16 protein-coding genes are annotated in these 15,015 nt (G+C 62.0%); 5 read left to right on the forward strand and 11 right to left on the reverse strand.

Annotated features, from left to right (window positions below):
* Positions 1-754 precede the first annotated feature (754 nt).
* From phnE to ACP7B7_RS30905, 8 genes are all read right to left on the reverse strand, one after another.
* Positions 755-1,561 (reverse strand): phosphonate ABC transporter, permease protein PhnE, encoded by an 807-nt coding sequence (gene phnE / locus ACP7B7_RS30870; RefSeq protein WP_308921230.1) that lies wholly within the window; start codon positions 1,559-1,561, stop codon positions 755-757.
* On the reverse strand, positions 1,558-2,370 hold the full coding sequence (locus ACP7B7_RS30875; RefSeq protein WP_426079254.1) for a PhnE/PtxC family ABC transporter permease: 813 nt from the start codon (positions 2,368-2,370) through the stop codon (positions 1,558-1,560). Before ACP7B7_RS30875 ends, phnE begins: the two co-directional genes overlap by 4 nt.
* A 17-nt stretch (positions 2,371-2,387) precedes the next feature.
* Complete coding sequence (locus ACP7B7_RS30880; RefSeq protein ID WP_426079255.1) at positions 2,388-3,200, reverse strand: phosphonate ABC transporter ATP-binding protein; 813 nt, start codon at positions 3,198-3,200, stop codon at positions 2,388-2,390.
* A 128-nt stretch (positions 3,201-3,328) separates the two neighbouring features.
* The gene (locus ACP7B7_RS30885) at positions 3,329-4,195 is read right to left on the reverse strand and encodes a putative selenate ABC transporter substrate-binding protein (RefSeq protein ID WP_308921227.1); all 867 of its coding nucleotides are present in this window, start codon (positions 4,193-4,195) and stop codon (positions 3,329-3,331) included.
* 23 nt (positions 4,196-4,218) lie between these two features.
* Positions 4,219-5,274, reverse strand: a complete 1,056-nt coding sequence (selD, locus tag ACP7B7_RS30890) for a selenide, water dikinase SelD (RefSeq protein WP_308921226.1) — start codon at positions 5,272-5,274, stop codon at positions 4,219-4,221.
* On the reverse strand, positions 5,264-6,367 hold the full coding sequence (gene mnmH / locus ACP7B7_RS30895) for a tRNA 2-selenouridine(34) synthase MnmH (RefSeq protein ID WP_308921225.1): 1,104 nt from the start codon (positions 6,365-6,367) through the stop codon (positions 5,264-5,266). The genes selD and mnmH overlap by 11 nt, the downstream gene beginning before the upstream one ends.
* 66 nt (positions 6,368-6,433) lie before the next feature.
* Complete coding sequence (locus ACP7B7_RS30900) at positions 6,434-7,123, reverse strand: LrgB family protein (RefSeq protein WP_426079256.1); 690 nt, start codon at positions 7,121-7,123, stop codon at positions 6,434-6,436.
* A complete protein-coding gene (locus ACP7B7_RS30905) occupies positions 7,120-7,581 on the reverse strand; it encodes a CidA/LrgA family protein (protein WP_308921223.1) in 462 nt (153 codons plus the stop codon). Before ACP7B7_RS30905 ends, ACP7B7_RS30900 begins: the two co-directional genes overlap by 4 nt.
* A 98-nt stretch (positions 7,582-7,679) precedes the next feature.
* On the opposite strand from ACP7B7_RS30905, the gene ACP7B7_RS30910 reads away from it, so the two are divergent.
* Entirely contained in the window at positions 7,680-8,597 is a 918-nt protein-coding gene (locus tag ACP7B7_RS30910; RefSeq protein ID WP_308925768.1) for a LysR family transcriptional regulator, read from the forward strand.
* Between the two features lie 25 nt (positions 8,598-8,622).
* Positions 8,623-9,441 (forward strand): glutaminyl-peptide cyclotransferase, encoded by an 819-nt coding sequence (locus ACP7B7_RS30915; RefSeq protein ID WP_308921222.1) that lies wholly within the window; start codon positions 8,623-8,625, stop codon positions 9,439-9,441.
* A 74-nt stretch (positions 9,442-9,515) separates the two neighbouring features.
* Here ACP7B7_RS30915 and ACP7B7_RS30920 read toward each other — a convergent pair whose 3' ends face one another.
* Positions 9,516-9,878: a hypothetical protein gene (locus ACP7B7_RS30920; protein WP_426079257.1), complete on the reverse strand. Its 363-nt coding sequence runs from the start codon at positions 9,876-9,878 to the stop codon at positions 9,516-9,518.
* Positions 9,879-10,094: 216 nt separating this feature from the next.
* Here ACP7B7_RS30920 and ACP7B7_RS30925 point away from each other — a divergent pair, with 216 nt between their 5' ends.
* From ACP7B7_RS30925 to ACP7B7_RS30935, 3 genes are read left to right on the forward strand one after another with little or no spacing between them, the layout of a single operon-like run.
* Positions 10,095-12,122: a ferritin-like domain-containing protein gene (locus ACP7B7_RS30925; RefSeq protein ID WP_308921220.1), complete on the forward strand. Its 2,028-nt coding sequence runs from the start codon at positions 10,095-10,097 to the stop codon at positions 12,120-12,122.
* A gap of 17 nt (positions 12,123-12,139) precedes the next feature.
* On the forward strand, positions 12,140-13,051 hold the full coding sequence (locus ACP7B7_RS30930; RefSeq protein ID WP_308925767.1) for a DUF692 domain-containing protein: 912 nt from the start codon (positions 12,140-12,142) through the stop codon (positions 13,049-13,051).
* Positions 13,044-13,892 (forward strand): putative DNA-binding domain-containing protein, encoded by an 849-nt coding sequence (locus ACP7B7_RS30935; RefSeq protein ID WP_426079258.1) that lies wholly within the window; start codon positions 13,044-13,046, stop codon positions 13,890-13,892. Before ACP7B7_RS30930 ends, ACP7B7_RS30935 begins: the two co-directional genes overlap by 8 nt.
* Before the next feature lie 66 nt (positions 13,893-13,958).
* On the opposite strand, the gene ACP7B7_RS30940 is transcribed toward ACP7B7_RS30935, so the two are convergent.
* Both ACP7B7_RS30940 and ACP7B7_RS30945 read right to left on the reverse strand, forming a co-directional pair.
* Positions 13,959-14,207, reverse strand: coding sequence for a DUF3297 family protein (locus tag ACP7B7_RS30940; protein ID WP_065308447.1), 249 nt, complete (start codon positions 14,205-14,207; stop codon positions 13,959-13,961).
* A 131-nt stretch (positions 14,208-14,338) separates the two neighbouring features.
* A complete protein-coding gene (locus ACP7B7_RS30945; protein ID WP_308921218.1) occupies positions 14,339-14,701 on the reverse strand; it encodes a hypothetical protein in 363 nt (120 codons plus the stop codon).
* Positions 14,702-15,015: the final 314 nt, after the last annotated feature.

Below are 15,015 nucleotides of genomic sequence, written 5' to 3' on the forward strand. Positions count from 1 at the left end.
TTGCTTCTGTCATTCCCTGCCATCCTCCGTTGAGGACCATAGCTTAAACTGCTGTCTCAAATCGTGGATCCACTATAGGATGAGCGAACTGTTGCTGCGCGCCAACGAAGCCGGAAACTCGGATCAGCCAGCCCTTAGTTGAGTAGTTGCTAAAAAATACTTCAATGTTAAATTTTCGCTAAATCAGCAACCAGAATAATTCTTGTTGCCATTTGCCGTTATGGTATAAGTTCCACCGCGCGGTCCGGTATGGCATGTCTTATCACTTGATTTCTTTGCAGCGACTCCCACCAAGGCAATACTAACTATTGTCCAAAAGATTGTGGTACCTGTCCAGAATGGCTTTTCGGATGAGAACGACGACGAGGAACTTGTCGACCGTCCAGTAGCAGATGACTGCGAGTCGTATTGGCCATTTGTCGAATGTTGACTGTTGGCACTGCGTTCAACGTTGTAGGAGCTATTGGGTGCTGTCGCACAACCGGATAGTAAAGCTGACATCATTAATATTGCTATAAATTTTTTCATAATTCGCAACCAAAAAAGAACTATTTTGCATTTATTTTAATTGGTTTGCAATTAATCAATGAATTATAAGAGTTTATTTTATCCAATGTTGTATTTTGGGAAAAATGAAAAGGGGCGTTCAATCCATTGTCGTTTAGGTCTCGCTCGCGAATCGGCTATGTGCTCCGGAGTGCCTGTAGATATGATCATCCATCAGCTTGGCATGGGTACTCCTTATAAAAGTAATTTAGCGAGTCATAGCCCGGCGCAACACATAACTGAGCGCGTCGACGGCGGCCACCATCAGCAGCATGGCGATGATCACGGTGGCGGCCTGCTGCATCTGGAACAGCGACAGATGGTATTTCAGCATTTGCCCCAGGCCACCGGCACCCACCACGCCCAGGATGGCGGCGGCGCGGATATTGTTTTCCCAGCGATACAGTGTGTAGGACATCATCTGCGGGCTGCACTGCGGCAAGGTGGCGTACAAAAAGGCCACCGCCGGGCGCGCGCCGTTGATGCGCAGGGTGGCGGCCGGCAACGGTGGGCAGTTTTCGAACGCATCGGCAAACAGCCGGCCCAGCACGCCCACCGTATGCAGCGCCAGAGCCAGGGTGCCGGCAAATGGCCCCAGGCCGGCGGCGATCAGCAAAATGGACGCCCATACCAGTTCGGGGATCGAGCGCAAGACGTTCAGGAAGCCGCGCGTGATGTTGCGCGCCAGCACGCCAAAGCGGCCGCTGGCGGGCAGCGCCAGCAGGCCCCCGAGGATGGCGGCAATCACCGTGCCGATGGCCGACATGGCCAGGGTTTCAAAGGTGGCGATGCCTACTTTGGAAAGAAAGGCCGGCGTCAGTTCCGGCGGCGCAAAGCCGTGCAGGAAGTCGGCAGTCGTGTGCACCGCTTCACCGCTGAAGAATTCGCCCCATTTCAAGGGCAGGCTGGCAAAGCTGGCGACGACCAGCAGCACCAGGCCCGCCAGCAAGCACCAGGTCGACCAGCGTACCGGTTCCGCGACCGGCAGGGGCGGCAGTGTGAAATCGTGCTTCATGACAGCCTCCGCCGCAGCATGGCCGACACCGCATCGGCGCCGGCCACCAGCAGCACGAATACCATCAGCATGGTGGCCAGCTCGCTGCCGGCCATCATCTTCATCGATTCATCCATGCGCTGGCCCAGGCCACCGGCGCCAACAAAACCCATCACCACCGAGCCGCGGATCGCGCATTCCCAGCGGTAAATCGTGTACGACACCAGTTCGGCGGCCGACTCCGGCAGGGCGCCATACAGCAGGGCGGTCAGCCGGCCGCTGCCATTGTTCAGCAAGGCATTGCAGGCGGAAGCGTCCGACGATTCGAGGATTTCCGCATACACCTTGCCCAGCATGCCGCAGTAGGTGAGGGCGATCGCGATCACGCCGGCCGTGGGGCCCAGGCCGACGATGCGCACCAGCAGCAGCGCCCAGACCAGTTCCGGCACGCTGCGCAGCAACACCAGCAGGGTACGCACGCCATGGCGCAGGGCGGCCGCCAGCGGCGACACCCGGCCAGTGCCGATGCGTGAAATGGACAGGCGCTCGGTGACCAGCAGGGTCAGCGGTATCGCACCCAGCATGGCCAGCGCCATGCCGGCCGTCGCCATGGCGATGGTTTCCCAGCTCGACACCAGCACCAGTTGCAAAAAATCGGCAGAATGGGCCGGCGGCACGAAGCTGGACAGAAAATTCCAGGTCGCTTCCAGGCTTTGCTCGTCCCATAAGATCCAGGGCTTGAATTCGGCCTGCACCAGCATCGGCCACAGCACGATCACTATCACGGCCGCCGTGATGAGGCGGTCGCGCCAGGCCGGATCGCGCGGCATGGCCGGTTTTGCTGCCGTCAGCAATGGGGCCTCGCCGCTTCGAGTTTTTCCGCGACAGGGTCGAATTCTGGTGCGGGGTCCGCCTTGTTTTGATACAGTGCGGAGATCATCGCGTCGGTCACTTGCGTGGCGGGCGCATCGAATACCATCTGCCCATCGCGCAGGCCGATAATGCGGGGAAAGCAGGCGCGGGCGATCTCGACTTGGTGCAGGCTGCAAATCAAGGTCGCGTTGCGCGCCGTGGCTTCTTCCTGCAGCACGGCGATGGTCTGCACGGCCAGGGTGGGGTCGAGCGCCGACAACGGTTCGTCGACCAGGAACACCTGTGCGTTCGACACCAGCGCGCGCGCCATGCCGCAGCGCTGGCGTTCGCCGCCGGACAGGCGGTCGACGCGCGCGTACAGCTTGTCCTGCAGATTGAACTTGCCCAGCGCTTCCCAGGCCGCGCGCGGGTCCGTCGGCGCCAGCAGCGAACGCATCGCCGTCCACAAGGTCCATTGCGGCAGCCTGCCGGCCAGCACCGCGTTGACCACGCGCTGGCGCGGCGGCAAGGGCGGGGTTTGCGGCGCCAGGAACAGGCGCGCGCGCAAGGCGTGGCGTTCGCCGCTGGCCAGTTGCCACGGTGCCGCGCCGAGAATGTTCAGGGTGCCGGACTCGGGCCGCAGCGCGCAGGCCAGGGTATGCAGCAAGCTGGTCTTGCCGGCGCCCGACGGGCCGATCAGGGCGATCTGTTCACCTTGAGCCACGTCCAGGCTGAGTTCGCGCAGCGCCAGCGCATTGCCGGCGGCGCCCGCGTGGTGGACGCTGACTTTATGAAGTTGGAATGTCATGCTTGTGAGATCAGTAGGTCGGATTAGGCCGGAGGCCGTAATCCGACAACATTGTTGGCGTCCCTGGTGGTGTCGGATTACGCGGCTTCGCCGCTAATCCGACCTACGGTAAAACGCGTTGACGTAAATTACTTCAACAACTTCGCATCACGCGCAGCCGCTTCGATATCCTTGTAGTTCTCGGCCTTGGTCGGGATGAACTTGGTGGCGCGCTGCAGCTCGAGGATTTCCTTGCCTTCAGGCGTGGATGGGTCCAGCGCCAGGAAGGCGTCGGTCAGCTTCTGGCGCACGGCCGGGTTCATGTCCGAGCGCACGCTCCAGTTGTAGTCGTAATAGCCGGGCGTGGTGTAGAACACGCGGACCTTGGCCGGGTCGACTTTTTTCGATTCGACCAGTTTTTCCCATACCGAAATATTCAGCGTACCCGCATCGACCTTGCCGCCAGCTACGGCCGCCACGGTGGCGTCATGCGCGCCCGAGAACGCGATGCGCTTCATGTCGGTGTCCGGATTGATCTTGGCGGCCAGCAGGTAGTAGCGCGGCATCAGGTGGCCCGAGGTCGACGATTCGGAACCGAAGGTGAAATTCTTGCCTTTCAGGTCGGACAATTGCTTGATGTCGGGGTTGGTGGTGACGAACACGGAACGGAACTTGGTGTCTTCCTCGCGCTGCACCAGCGGCACGATCTTGCCGCCGCTGCGCACGTTCGCTTGCACGAAGGTAAAGCCGCCGAACCAGACCATGTCCAGCTTGTGGTTGATCAGGCCTTCGACGGACGCGGCGTAATCGGTCACGGGCGTAAATTCCACCTTCATGCCCAGTTTTTTCTCCAGGTAGCTGCCCAGTGGCTTGAACTTGCGCTGCAGTTCGGTCGGCGCTTCGTCGGGAATCGCCGAGACGCGCAAGACTTGCTGCGCCTGGGCGATGCCGCTGTGGATGGCCAGGGTGGCGGCGACGGTGGCCAGGATGGCGGGGAATTTGGAGAACGTTGTCATGCGATTACCTTTTAGGTTATTTATTAAAATACGGAAACGCCAGTACTGCCTGCCTGCATCTCGCCGATGACCGCCGCTTCCGCAAAGCCTTCGGCGCGGAAAATCGCCAGCACCTGTTCCACGGCTTCCGGTGCGCACGACACCAGCAGCGGGCCGGCCGTTTGCGGGTCGGTGAGGATGGCCTGGTCGACGCTGTTCAGCGATGGGGCCAGCGATACCTGCTCGCCATAACCCTGCCAGTTGCGCCCGGACGCACCGGTGACATTGCCTTGCTCGGCCAGTTGCCGCACTTGCGGCAGCAGTGGCACCTGCTCAAGAGCAATGCGCGCCTGCAGCCCCGCGCCGCGCGCCAGTTCCAGCGTGTGACCCAGCAGGCCAAAGCCGGTGACGTCGGTCAGCGCATGCACGCCGTCCAGCAGGGCCAGTTTCTTGCCTGGCGTATTCAATTTGGTGGTGTTGTCTATCATGGCCGCGTAGCCGTCGGCATCGAGCGCATTCTTTTTCAGCGCCGCTGACAGCACGCCCACGCCGATCGGCTTGCCCAGCACCAGCTGGTCGCCGGCGCGCGCACCCGCGTTGCGTTTGACTTGCGACGGGTGGACCAGGCCCAGCACGACCAGGCCGTAGATCGGCTCGACCGAATCGATGGTGTGGCCGCCAGCGATCGGAATGCCGGCCTGGGCGCACACGGTTTCGCCGCCCTTTAAAATCAGGCCGATGGTTTCCACCGGCAGCTTGTTGATCGGCATGCCGACCAGGGCCAGCGCCATGATCGGCGTGCCGCCCATGGCGTAGACGTCGGAAATGGCATTGGTGGCGGCGATGCGGCCAAAATCGAACGGGTCGTCGACAATGGGCATGAAGAAATCGGTGGTGGCGATCAGCGCCTGCTCGTCGTTGAGCTGGTAGACGGCGGCGTCATCGGCTGTTTCGATGCCGACCAGCAGTTCTTTCGGCATCGGGAAACCGCCGCTGCCTTTTAATATCTCGGCCAGCACGCCCGGCGCGATCTTGCAGCCGCAGCCGCCGCCATGGGCAAATTCGGTCAATCGGATCGGTGCTGCAATGCTATCTGACATGGGAGTTCCTGCTGATGTTGGTGTTGTTGCTGACGATAGTACACAAGCTGAGCGCAGCTTGCTTAAAAGCAGCATCGGAGATATCGGGCAGCACCAGCGGCGATGCCTGTTCGTAGCGACGGAAGTTGCGCTTGATCGACTGCCGGTAGCCGGGGTCGTAATGCTGGACCAGCAGCTCTTCGACCAGTTCGCTCATGCGGCCGGCCAGCGCCAGTTGCTGCCAGTGGCCGATTTTCTCGCGGCCATGCAGCTGCGTCAACAGCGCCAGCTGCACATTGAGTTTTTCCGGGTCGCCAACAAAGTGATCATAGTCTTGCATCAGCAGCTGCACGCGGTGGGCGGTCGACAGTTGCACGGCGGTGCAGTCGGCGGCGCGCATCTTGTCCATCAGCGCGTCCGGCACGCGCAATCGGCCGACCTTCTTGCTTTCGGATTCGATAAACACGGGTTTGCTGGCATCAAAGTGGCGCAGCTGCTGCCACAAGCCGCTTTCAAACGCTTTTTGCGAGGGCTGGTCCGCCGTCGGCAAGCCGCCCAGCACCGAGCCGCGGTGGGCCGCCAGGTGTTCCAGGTCGATCACCTGCGCGCCTTGGTGCTCCAGCACCTGCAGCAAACGGCTCTTGCCGCTGCCGGTGGGGCCGCACAGCACATTGATGAAGTCGAACGCGGCGGGCAGGGTGGTCAGTTCGGCGTTCACATGGCGCCGGTATTCCTTGTAGCCGCCGTCGAGCTGGACCACGGGCCAGCCGATGCGCGCCAGGATATGCGCCATGCTGCCGCTGCGGTTGCCGCCGCGCCAGCAATACACCAGCGGCTTCCAGTCCTGCGGATGACCGAGAAAGTTTTCTTCGATATGGCGTGCAATATTTTTCGCCACCAGCGCGGCGCCCAGTTTTCTCGCCTCGAAGGCGCTGGTCTGCTTGTACAGCGTGCCGACCTTGATGCGTTGCTCATCGTCCAGCACAGGTAGATTGATGGCGCCAGGCAAGTGATCTTCGGCAAATTCGGACGGACTGCGCACATCGAGAATGGCGTCGAATTCATGCAGGCGCGGCAGGATCTCGGCGAAGGGCAAAACAGCGGGGTATTTCATACTGGCGGCGCCGGGTGGACTGGTGAAGCCGGTATTATCCCCGATAAACGGCTTTCACGTTCGCGCCTAAGCGAGCACATGCCCAATCACGGGCGCCAGCAGGACGGTGACCACGCCCGAAAAAATCATGGTCAGGCTGGCCACCGCGCCTTCTTCCGTGCCGACGCGGCGCGCCACCGACAGGCCAAAGCCGTGCGCGGCCGCGCCATACGGGGCGCCGCGGGCGATGCGCATGCGCAGCGGCAGCAGTTTCAACAGCGGCTTGCCCAGCATCAGGCCGAACAAGCCCGTCATTACCACGAAGATGCCCGTCAGCTGGGCCGAGCCACCCATCTGGCGCGACGCCTCCAGCGCAAACGGCGTGGAGACCGACCGCGCCAGCAGGCTGCGCGCCATGTCGCCATGCACGCCCAGCAGGCGGTCCAGCAGCAAGGTGGCGGCCAGCGAGGCCACGATGCCGGCGCAGCTGCCCAGCGACAAGGCCAGCCAGTGCTTGCGGATCAGCTTGCGTTCCTGGAAGATCGGCAGCGCAAACGCGACGGTGGCGGGACCCAGCAGCCAGGGCAGCCAGCGCGTTTCGCCAAAATAGGTACTGAAAGGCGTGGCGGTGGCTTGCACGATGATAATCAGTATGGCCGAGGTGCAGATGGCGGGCGTGAGCAAAAAGTGCGGATGGTGGCGGTGCAGGGCCTGGTTGGCATAGAACAGCACCAGCGTCAGCAGCAAAAACAGCAGCGACAGGGTCAGCGTATTCATGGGGCCGTCCTTGCGGCGCGCTGGCGCAGCAGTTTTTTCAGGCGCAGGCGGCGCTCGATGCGGCATACCCATTCCACCGTAAAGGCCGTCGCCAGCATCACGCACGCAAAGCCCAGCCCTATGTCGAGCAGCAAGATCAGGCCCTTGGCCTTGATCAGCTCGGTAAATTGCACCACCGAGACCACCAGCGGTATAAAGAACAGCAACATATTGGCCAGCAGCCAGTTGGCGCCCAGTTCCACCGCCGCTGGCCTGACCCAGCCCGAGGCCAGCAATGCCACCAGCAGGAACATGCCCACCACGCCGCCCGAAAAAGGCAAATGCAAAGCGGCAGCCGCATGGTCGGCGGCCCACCAGGCAGCGATCAGCACACCCACCTGCCACAGCGTTTGCGCGGGCCGGCGCCAGGCCGGTGTGCTGGCTGGAGGCAAGGCGGGACTGGAACAGTTGGCGTGCATGGCAGGCTTTCAATGGCGGAAGATTGCATTGTAGGTTGCCATGATTAAAAGATAAAATGACTTAAACTTATGAAGTTCATTCGATATTGGAATGCATGATGGATATCCGCTCGCTGCGCTACTTCGTCGAAGTCGTGGAACAGAACAGCTTTACACGCGCGGCCAGCAAGCTGCACGTGACGCAACCCACCGTCAGCAAGATGATCGCGCAGCTGGAACAGTCGCTGGACCTGGCCTTGCTGGACCGGGTGGGCAAGCGGTTTACCCTGACCGACGCGGGCAAGGTGGTGCTGTCGCGCGCCCATGAATTGCTGGCCCTGCATGCGGAATTGAAGGTGGAATTGCGCGACTTGCAGCACCTGGAGCGGGGCGAGCTGCGCGTGGGCGTGTCGCCGCAAACCCATACGGTGATTGCGCCGTGGCTGGCCGAGTATCACCAGCGCTATCCGGGCATCGAACTGAAAATGGTCGAAAGCGGTACCCAGGCGATCGAACGCGACTTGCGCAAGGGCAGCATCGAGCTGGGCACCATGCTGGACTATCCGGGCAACGTCGCCAGCTGGCAGGAGTTCGAATCACTGCCGCTGGTGCGCTCGCCCTTGTGCCTGCTTGCGCCGCCCGATTCAGGCTGGCAGGGGCGAAGCGCGGTGGCCCTGGCGGAGCTGGCGGACAGTCCGTTTGTCTTTTATGGCGACGCCTTTGCGCTGAACGAGATCGTGCTGGACGCCTGCCAGCGCGCCGGTTTCGTGCCACGCATTACCAGCCGCAGCGGCCAGTGGGACTTTATCGCCTCCCTGGTGCGCCTGGGCGTGGGCGTGTGTTTGCTGCCGAAGATGTTCTGCGACACCCTGGACCCCAGCCAGTTCGCCATTGTGCCCCTGCTTGATCCGCCGGTGGAATGGAATCTGATGCTGGCCTGGCGCCGCGCCGGCCGCCTGTCGTTTGCCGCCCGTGCCTGGCTGGACCTGGTGCGCGCGCATATGGGCAATGCCGTGCCCGCAGTGCGATTACAATAGGCGACCGCAACCACTCCACCAGAACATGCACACCACCGTCACGACCAAACTCAGGCGCACAACCACTTCCATGCTGCTGGGATTGGCATGCACGGTCGGGCTGATGAGCGAAATGGGTTATGCCCAGGCCGCCATCCCCGTCTATGGCTTTCTGGTAAAAAATACCTATCCGCACGATCCGCGCGCCTTTACCCAGGGCCTGCTGTTCAAGGACGGCCATCTGTATGAAAGCACGGGCCAGAACGGCCAGTCCTCGTTGCGCAAGGTGGACCTGAAGACGGGCAGGGTGCTGCAGCGCGAAATGCTGGACCAGAACGTTTTCGGCGAAGGCATCACCGATGTGGGCGACGAGATCATGGCGCTGACCTGGACCACGCAGACCGGCTATGTGTTCGACCAGAAAAGCTTCAAGCTCAAGCGCAAGTTCGAGTACCAGGGCGAAGGCTGGGGCCTGGCCAGCGATGCAAAATATGTCTACATGAGCGACGGCAGCGCCGCCATCCGCGTGCTGAACCCGAAAACCATGGCCGAAGTGCGCCGCTTCGACGTCAAGGCCGAGGGCAAGCCGATCGCGCGCCTGAACGAACTGGAAATCGTCGACGGCCAGCTGTTTGCCAATGTCTGGGGCGCCGACGTCATCGCCCGCATCGACCCCGCCAGCGGCAAGGTGGTGGGCTGGATCGACCTGACCGGCCTGCTGCCGCCGGCCCAGCGCGGCACCGAAAACCCGGACGCCGTGCTGAACGGCATCGCCTGGGACAAGCACGGCAAGCGCCTGTTTGTCACCGGCAAGCTGTGGCCCAAGCTGTTCGAGATCGAGCTGATCGAGATACAGCGGCATTGATGCGGGCGATGGGCAACGTTAGTTGAGGCATCAGGTTCCAGGTCGCGGGACGATATAACACGATAGGTGTTTCATCACGTGCGCGGAAAGGCGTGTACCTTGTCTGGCTGGACTTGGCCAACCTCGACGCCATCGAGGTGATAGATCGAAATGCTCACATTGCCATGGGCAATTTCCTGAATCAGAGATTCCATTTTGCGTCCTTCGGTCCATTCGACCTTGCCAGCCACCAGCGCTGTCGCCTCGAGCAAGCATGCGGAGAGCAATATTCTCCTGGCGTCGAGTATTGAGCGCCAGCCCGGATAGTTGGGCTGGTAGCGCATGTAATGCGCAGACACCCGATTGCGCTTTCCTGCGGCCATCACAGTGACTATTGAATCGATAGTCACTAGCCAGTGCAGCGCGGCGCACAGCTTATACACGCGCGCGATTTGCAAAATCTATCCAATTGTCATCGTTGTAAGGAAAAACACTGTTTTTTCGAGGCAGGATGGTGACTGAATCGGTAAAAAGCGTTCTTTTTCGCGGCATTTAAATCTTGACGTAAGAATATCTTTTCACGAAGTATCATATTCCAGCCTTTCCCGGCGCCACGCAGAATGGCGCGGGCAGGGCATCCATCCGATACGCAATCTTCCCGTGGAGAGACCAGCATGAAAATGCCCGAAGCAGGCAGTACCCAGTCGCCGATCAAGCACCGTCCGCTCGACCAGTTGGCCACCGATACGGCGGCCGTGCGCGCCATTGCGCAGGCGGCCGTCAGCGTGGAGCTGTTTACCATCCCGCTGTACATGGCCACCATGTATTCGATTTACGGCACGCACCAGATCAATTCCAAGGGCGTGCGCTACTACGAAGGCCGGCAATGGCCGGGCATGAGCACCACCGCGCGGCCCGAGTCGAAAGAGCAAAAGGCCTTCAACATCATCTTCAGCGTGTTTATCCAGGAAATGCTGCACCTGCAGATGGCGTCGAATATCGCCACCGCGATCGGCGCCGCGCCGTGCTTCACGGGTGCGGAACTGCAGAACCAGCAGCATGGCTGGACCTGCTACGGACCAGATCTGACCACGATTCCGCATATCGTCGACCTGAAGGACACCTCGGGCTACAGCAAGGTGCGGGTCAACCTGGAAGAGCTGAACGAGAACCAGTGCGAGCTGTTCCGCGCCATCGAGCAGCCGGAAAAGCAGGCGCGGGAGCAGCTGCGCGCCTTCGACAAGCTTGATCACACCAAGTATTTCCCGCAAGTGCCGCTGGACGGCTGGACGCCGGGCAAGCATGTGCACGACCTGCCCCTGTTCGGCACCATCGGCTATATGTACGAATGCTATGCGGCCTATATCAGCATCGAGTACACCGATGGTGAAACCCTGTGGCAGAAGCTGTTCGTCAATAACTCGGTGCAGCAAGACATGTTCAACACCACCGTCAAGGGCCATGAAAAGGCCGAGTTCCCCCGCTTCGACACCAGCTTCGGGCCGAATGTCCAGGATGGCGGCAATATCACCTCGTTCAACAAGGCGATCGACATGATGGCCGCGATTACCGACCAGGGCGAGGGCAGCGATGGCGCCATCAAGCGCTACCGCCGCAACGTGGGCGCCATGCTGATGGCGGTGCAACCCGATTACCGCGAGGACGATGCGGCGCTGAAGGTCGATTATCCCTCCTACAGCAACGACGGCGGCGACGCCGAGTCGCGCGACGCGGCGGCCCGCCACGACAGCGCCAAATATGATCACTACGAGCGCTTCGGCCATGTGAAGCACATGCTGCCGGTGAAGACCTGGGCGCAATGGCATGCGGAAGGCCATGTCTGGGACGCGGCCATGCTGACCAACGAGCACTATAATCAGGCCACGGCGCCGCAGAATATTCCCGGCCCCGACGATGTGGCGGGCGCGCTGAACCGCTTGAAAGACAAGTCCGACACCCTGACGATGCTGAGCACGGTCGCCAACGGCGCCATCTACGGCATCACCTCGGTGCTCGATACCTACTGGCAAGACCAGAGCACGGCGTTTCCGTATCCGTCGATGGTCGGCGCCGGTGACCGCATGGCGCTGTGCTGGGCCGTGCTGGGCCAGGCGCCCAACCTGGCAACGGGCGTGCCGGTGCGCGACAAGGACATCCTGTACCACGCCTGCCAGGGCATGCACCTGGAAGGCGAGGCCGAAGCCACCTGCGCGGCGCTGGCCGTCTACCATACCTGTCGCGGCTCGAACGGCTGCCATGCCCAGGGCGGCTGCGGCTTTGCCCAGCTCGATACGGGTGGCGGCCAGTGCGGCGGCTCGTCCTGTGGCCATTCGGCCAAGGTAACCAAGGTGGCGGGCAATCTGTGCGGCGCGCCCAAACCGCCGCCACCGGTGCCGGCGGACGACGTCTACAGCGCACCAAGCGACAACAAATGCGCCACCTTCGGCGGCTGTGCCGTGCCGATTTCGGCCTCCCAGCTGTACCCCAACGCCACGCCAGGCACCATGACCCTGTACAACTTCGGCCCGGGCCCGGACCACAAGTCGGAATCCCTGGGCCAGACCGTCAGCTTCGCCCTTGGCGAAAGCGTGTATGACAAGGCCTGGGAAGCGTATGTCAAGGTGATGGCGGCGCGCGGCGCAACCCCCGCAGCCAAGCCGGCGCCGACCGATTTGCGCATGGCCCTGCCACCGTCGACCTGATGATGGCCGCCAATAAACTGGCGGCTCCCCGCCTGGGCCTGCCGCATCTGGGCCTGGGCGTCGGGCTGCGCCCGCAACACTACCAGCACATCCTGGAACACGGACCGCAGGTGGACTGGTTCGAGATCATCAGCGAGAACTTTATCGACAACCATGGCTATGGCCGCCATGTATTGGAGCAAGTGGCGGCGCAAGTGCCGATCGTCATGCATGGCGTGTCGCTGTCGATCGGCAGCAGCGATCCGCTCGACCTGCGCTACCTGGCCAAGCTGCGCCAGCTGGCCGAGGAGGTGCGGCCGGCCTGGATTTCTGACCATCTGTGCTGGACCGGTGCCGCCTCCGTCAACAGCCACGACCTGCTGCCGCTGCCGCTGGACGAGGCCAGTTTTCGGCATGTGGCCGCGCGCGTGCGCCAGGTGCAGGATTTCCTCGGCCGTCCGCTGATCCTGGAAAACCCCAGCACCTATGTCGAGTTCGCCAGCTCCAGCATGCCGGAATGGGAATTCCTGGGCCGCCTGGCCGAAGACACGGGCTGCGGCCTGCTGCTGGACGTGAACAATGTGTACGTCAGCGCGCACAACCACGGCTACGACGCGGCGCACTATATCCGCCAATTGCCGCACCGGCATATCGTGCAACTCCACCTGGCTGGCCCCACCGATTGCGGCGAGGTGCTGATCGACACGCATGACGCCCCCGTGCCGGCTGCTGTCTGGCGGCTGTATGCGCTGGCGCAGCGGCTGACGGGCGGCGTGTCGGCGCTGCTGGAATGGGATGCGAATATCCCGCCGTATCCGCAGCTGCTGGCGGAACTGGCCAAGGCGCGCGCGGCCGAACGGGGCGAGTTTTCGGACGAAGCACCGTTGGTGCCTGCGCGCGGCGCCGTGTCCAGCCCGCTCAGCTTTCACCTGGGAGATGTCCATGCATGAATCCGAGCAACAATCGCTGGCGCGGCTGCAGGCCTGGTTTTTGACGGCCATGACGGCGCCCGGCGGCGCGCAGCGCGGCATGGAACTGGCACAGCATCACCATGGCCTGAGCCGGGACGAGGTGTTCAAGAGCGCGGCCGGCCGCCAGGCGCGCCTGCATATCTACGCCGACGGCTATGTGCAGCGCCTGCTCGAATGCCTGCAGGTCGATTTCCCCGTGCTGCGCAAGACCATGGGCGCGGAACTGTTCGACTTTTTCGCCCGCGCCTATGTCTGGCGCCACCCCTCGCGCTCGCCCACCTTGTATGACCTGGGGGGCGGCTTTGCCGATTTCCTTGCGGCCAGCCAGCCGGCGGGCGGTGGCGAACAGCTGCGCTTTCCCGTTGAGCTGGCCCGGCTGGAACGCGCGCGCAGCGAGGCGGGCAGGGCGCGGGGACTGGAGCAGCGGGCGGCGGTGTCCATGCCGGACCTGGCCTGGCTCACCGGCGGCGAGACGCGGATACGGCTGGCGCCGTGCACGCGCCTGCTGTCCCTGTCGTTTTCCCTGCAGGCATTCTGGCGCGAAGCACAGGCCGCCCCCGATGACGCCATGCCGCCCCAGCCCGCACCGGGGCCCGGCCATGTCGCCATCGCGCGCTTGCATTATCGGCTCGGCATGCACAGCTTGCTGCCGTGGCAATTTCATTTGCTGCAGGCGGCAAGCGACGATGCCGGCAGCCTGCAGGCCTGCGCTTTGCATGCAGCCCGTCAGTGCGCCTTGCCGGTCGACCAGGTGCTGGCCGACGCCATGTTGTGGCTGCCGCTTGCCGCAGCAGCCGGTATCACTTGCGGCGAGGATTGAGACGCGGTCGCCAGATGCAAGAAAGGCCGATCGGATCGGCCTTTTTTACAACAAGATGGACAAGCATCAGCGGTAGAACGCTTCGACCTTGCCTTTCAGTTTGATTTGCAGCGGGCGGCCGCGGCGGTCCAGCGACTTGGTCGAGGCAACCTTGATCCAGCGTTCGCTGATGCAATATTCTTCGACATCGAGGCGTTCCTTGTCGTTGAACTTGATGCCCACGTCGTTTTCAAACACGGCGGCGACGTGATAAGGGCTGCTGGGGTCGATCGACAGGCGATCGGGCAATGGGGGTAAGGTAGTGGTATCGTTCATGGGCGTCATTATCGCGCAGAATGCGCCAGCAGACAACGGCTGCATGCTGCGCAATAAAACAGCCAGGCCGGCAAGTTTGCCGGCCTGGCTGTCGCTAGCGAAGCTGTGCTGGTCCGGCTGGACCGCAAGGCTTAGCGCTTGGCGTCATTCTTGTGGCTTTGACGGCCGGCTTCCACGTGCTGCTCATGCGTGCCGCCGCGCGAGCCGGAGCTGGAACCCGAGCCGGACGCCGACTGCTGATTGCCTTGCGAGCGGTCGGACTGCTGGTTGCCCTGTGCATTGCCCGATTGTTGCGAGGCGCCACCGCGATTGGCATCGTTCTTGTGGCTTTGACGGCCCGCTTCCACGTGCTGCTCATGGGTGCCGCCTTGCTTGCCGGCGCCTTGTTGGCTACCTGACTGTTGATTGCCGGACTGTTGATTACCTTTTTGCATGGTATCGGCTTGCTTGTCCGACGACGATTTGCTGGTCTGGTTCGATTTGTTCGAGTTCATGATAGTTTCCTTTGTAAGTGGGATACATATGCATGACAGCCTCTGGCTGCCTGGCCTGCTTGCTTCCGATGCGCCGTCCCTTGGCGTGCAATGGAGGGCGCCGTCGGAGAAAACATTGTCACCGCCATGGCCCAGTCTGTGCATAGGGATACAGGCTGCTGGCATGTAGGAAAGTTCTGTGGTACAAGGCAACCATTTCTGAATCGTATTTTTTTTACAGGTATGATTTCTATCTAAGGAAGCGCTGATCAATTCGGTTTTCTGACGAGGCTGGCGCGCCAAATACCCGACCGGCAAGCCGTTCAAGCCCGTTT

It is taken from the genome of Janthinobacterium sp. PSPC3-1 (genome assembly GCF_049896105.1).
Classification (GTDB): domain Bacteria; phylum Pseudomonadota; class Gammaproteobacteria; order Burkholderiales; family Burkholderiaceae_D; genus Janthinobacterium.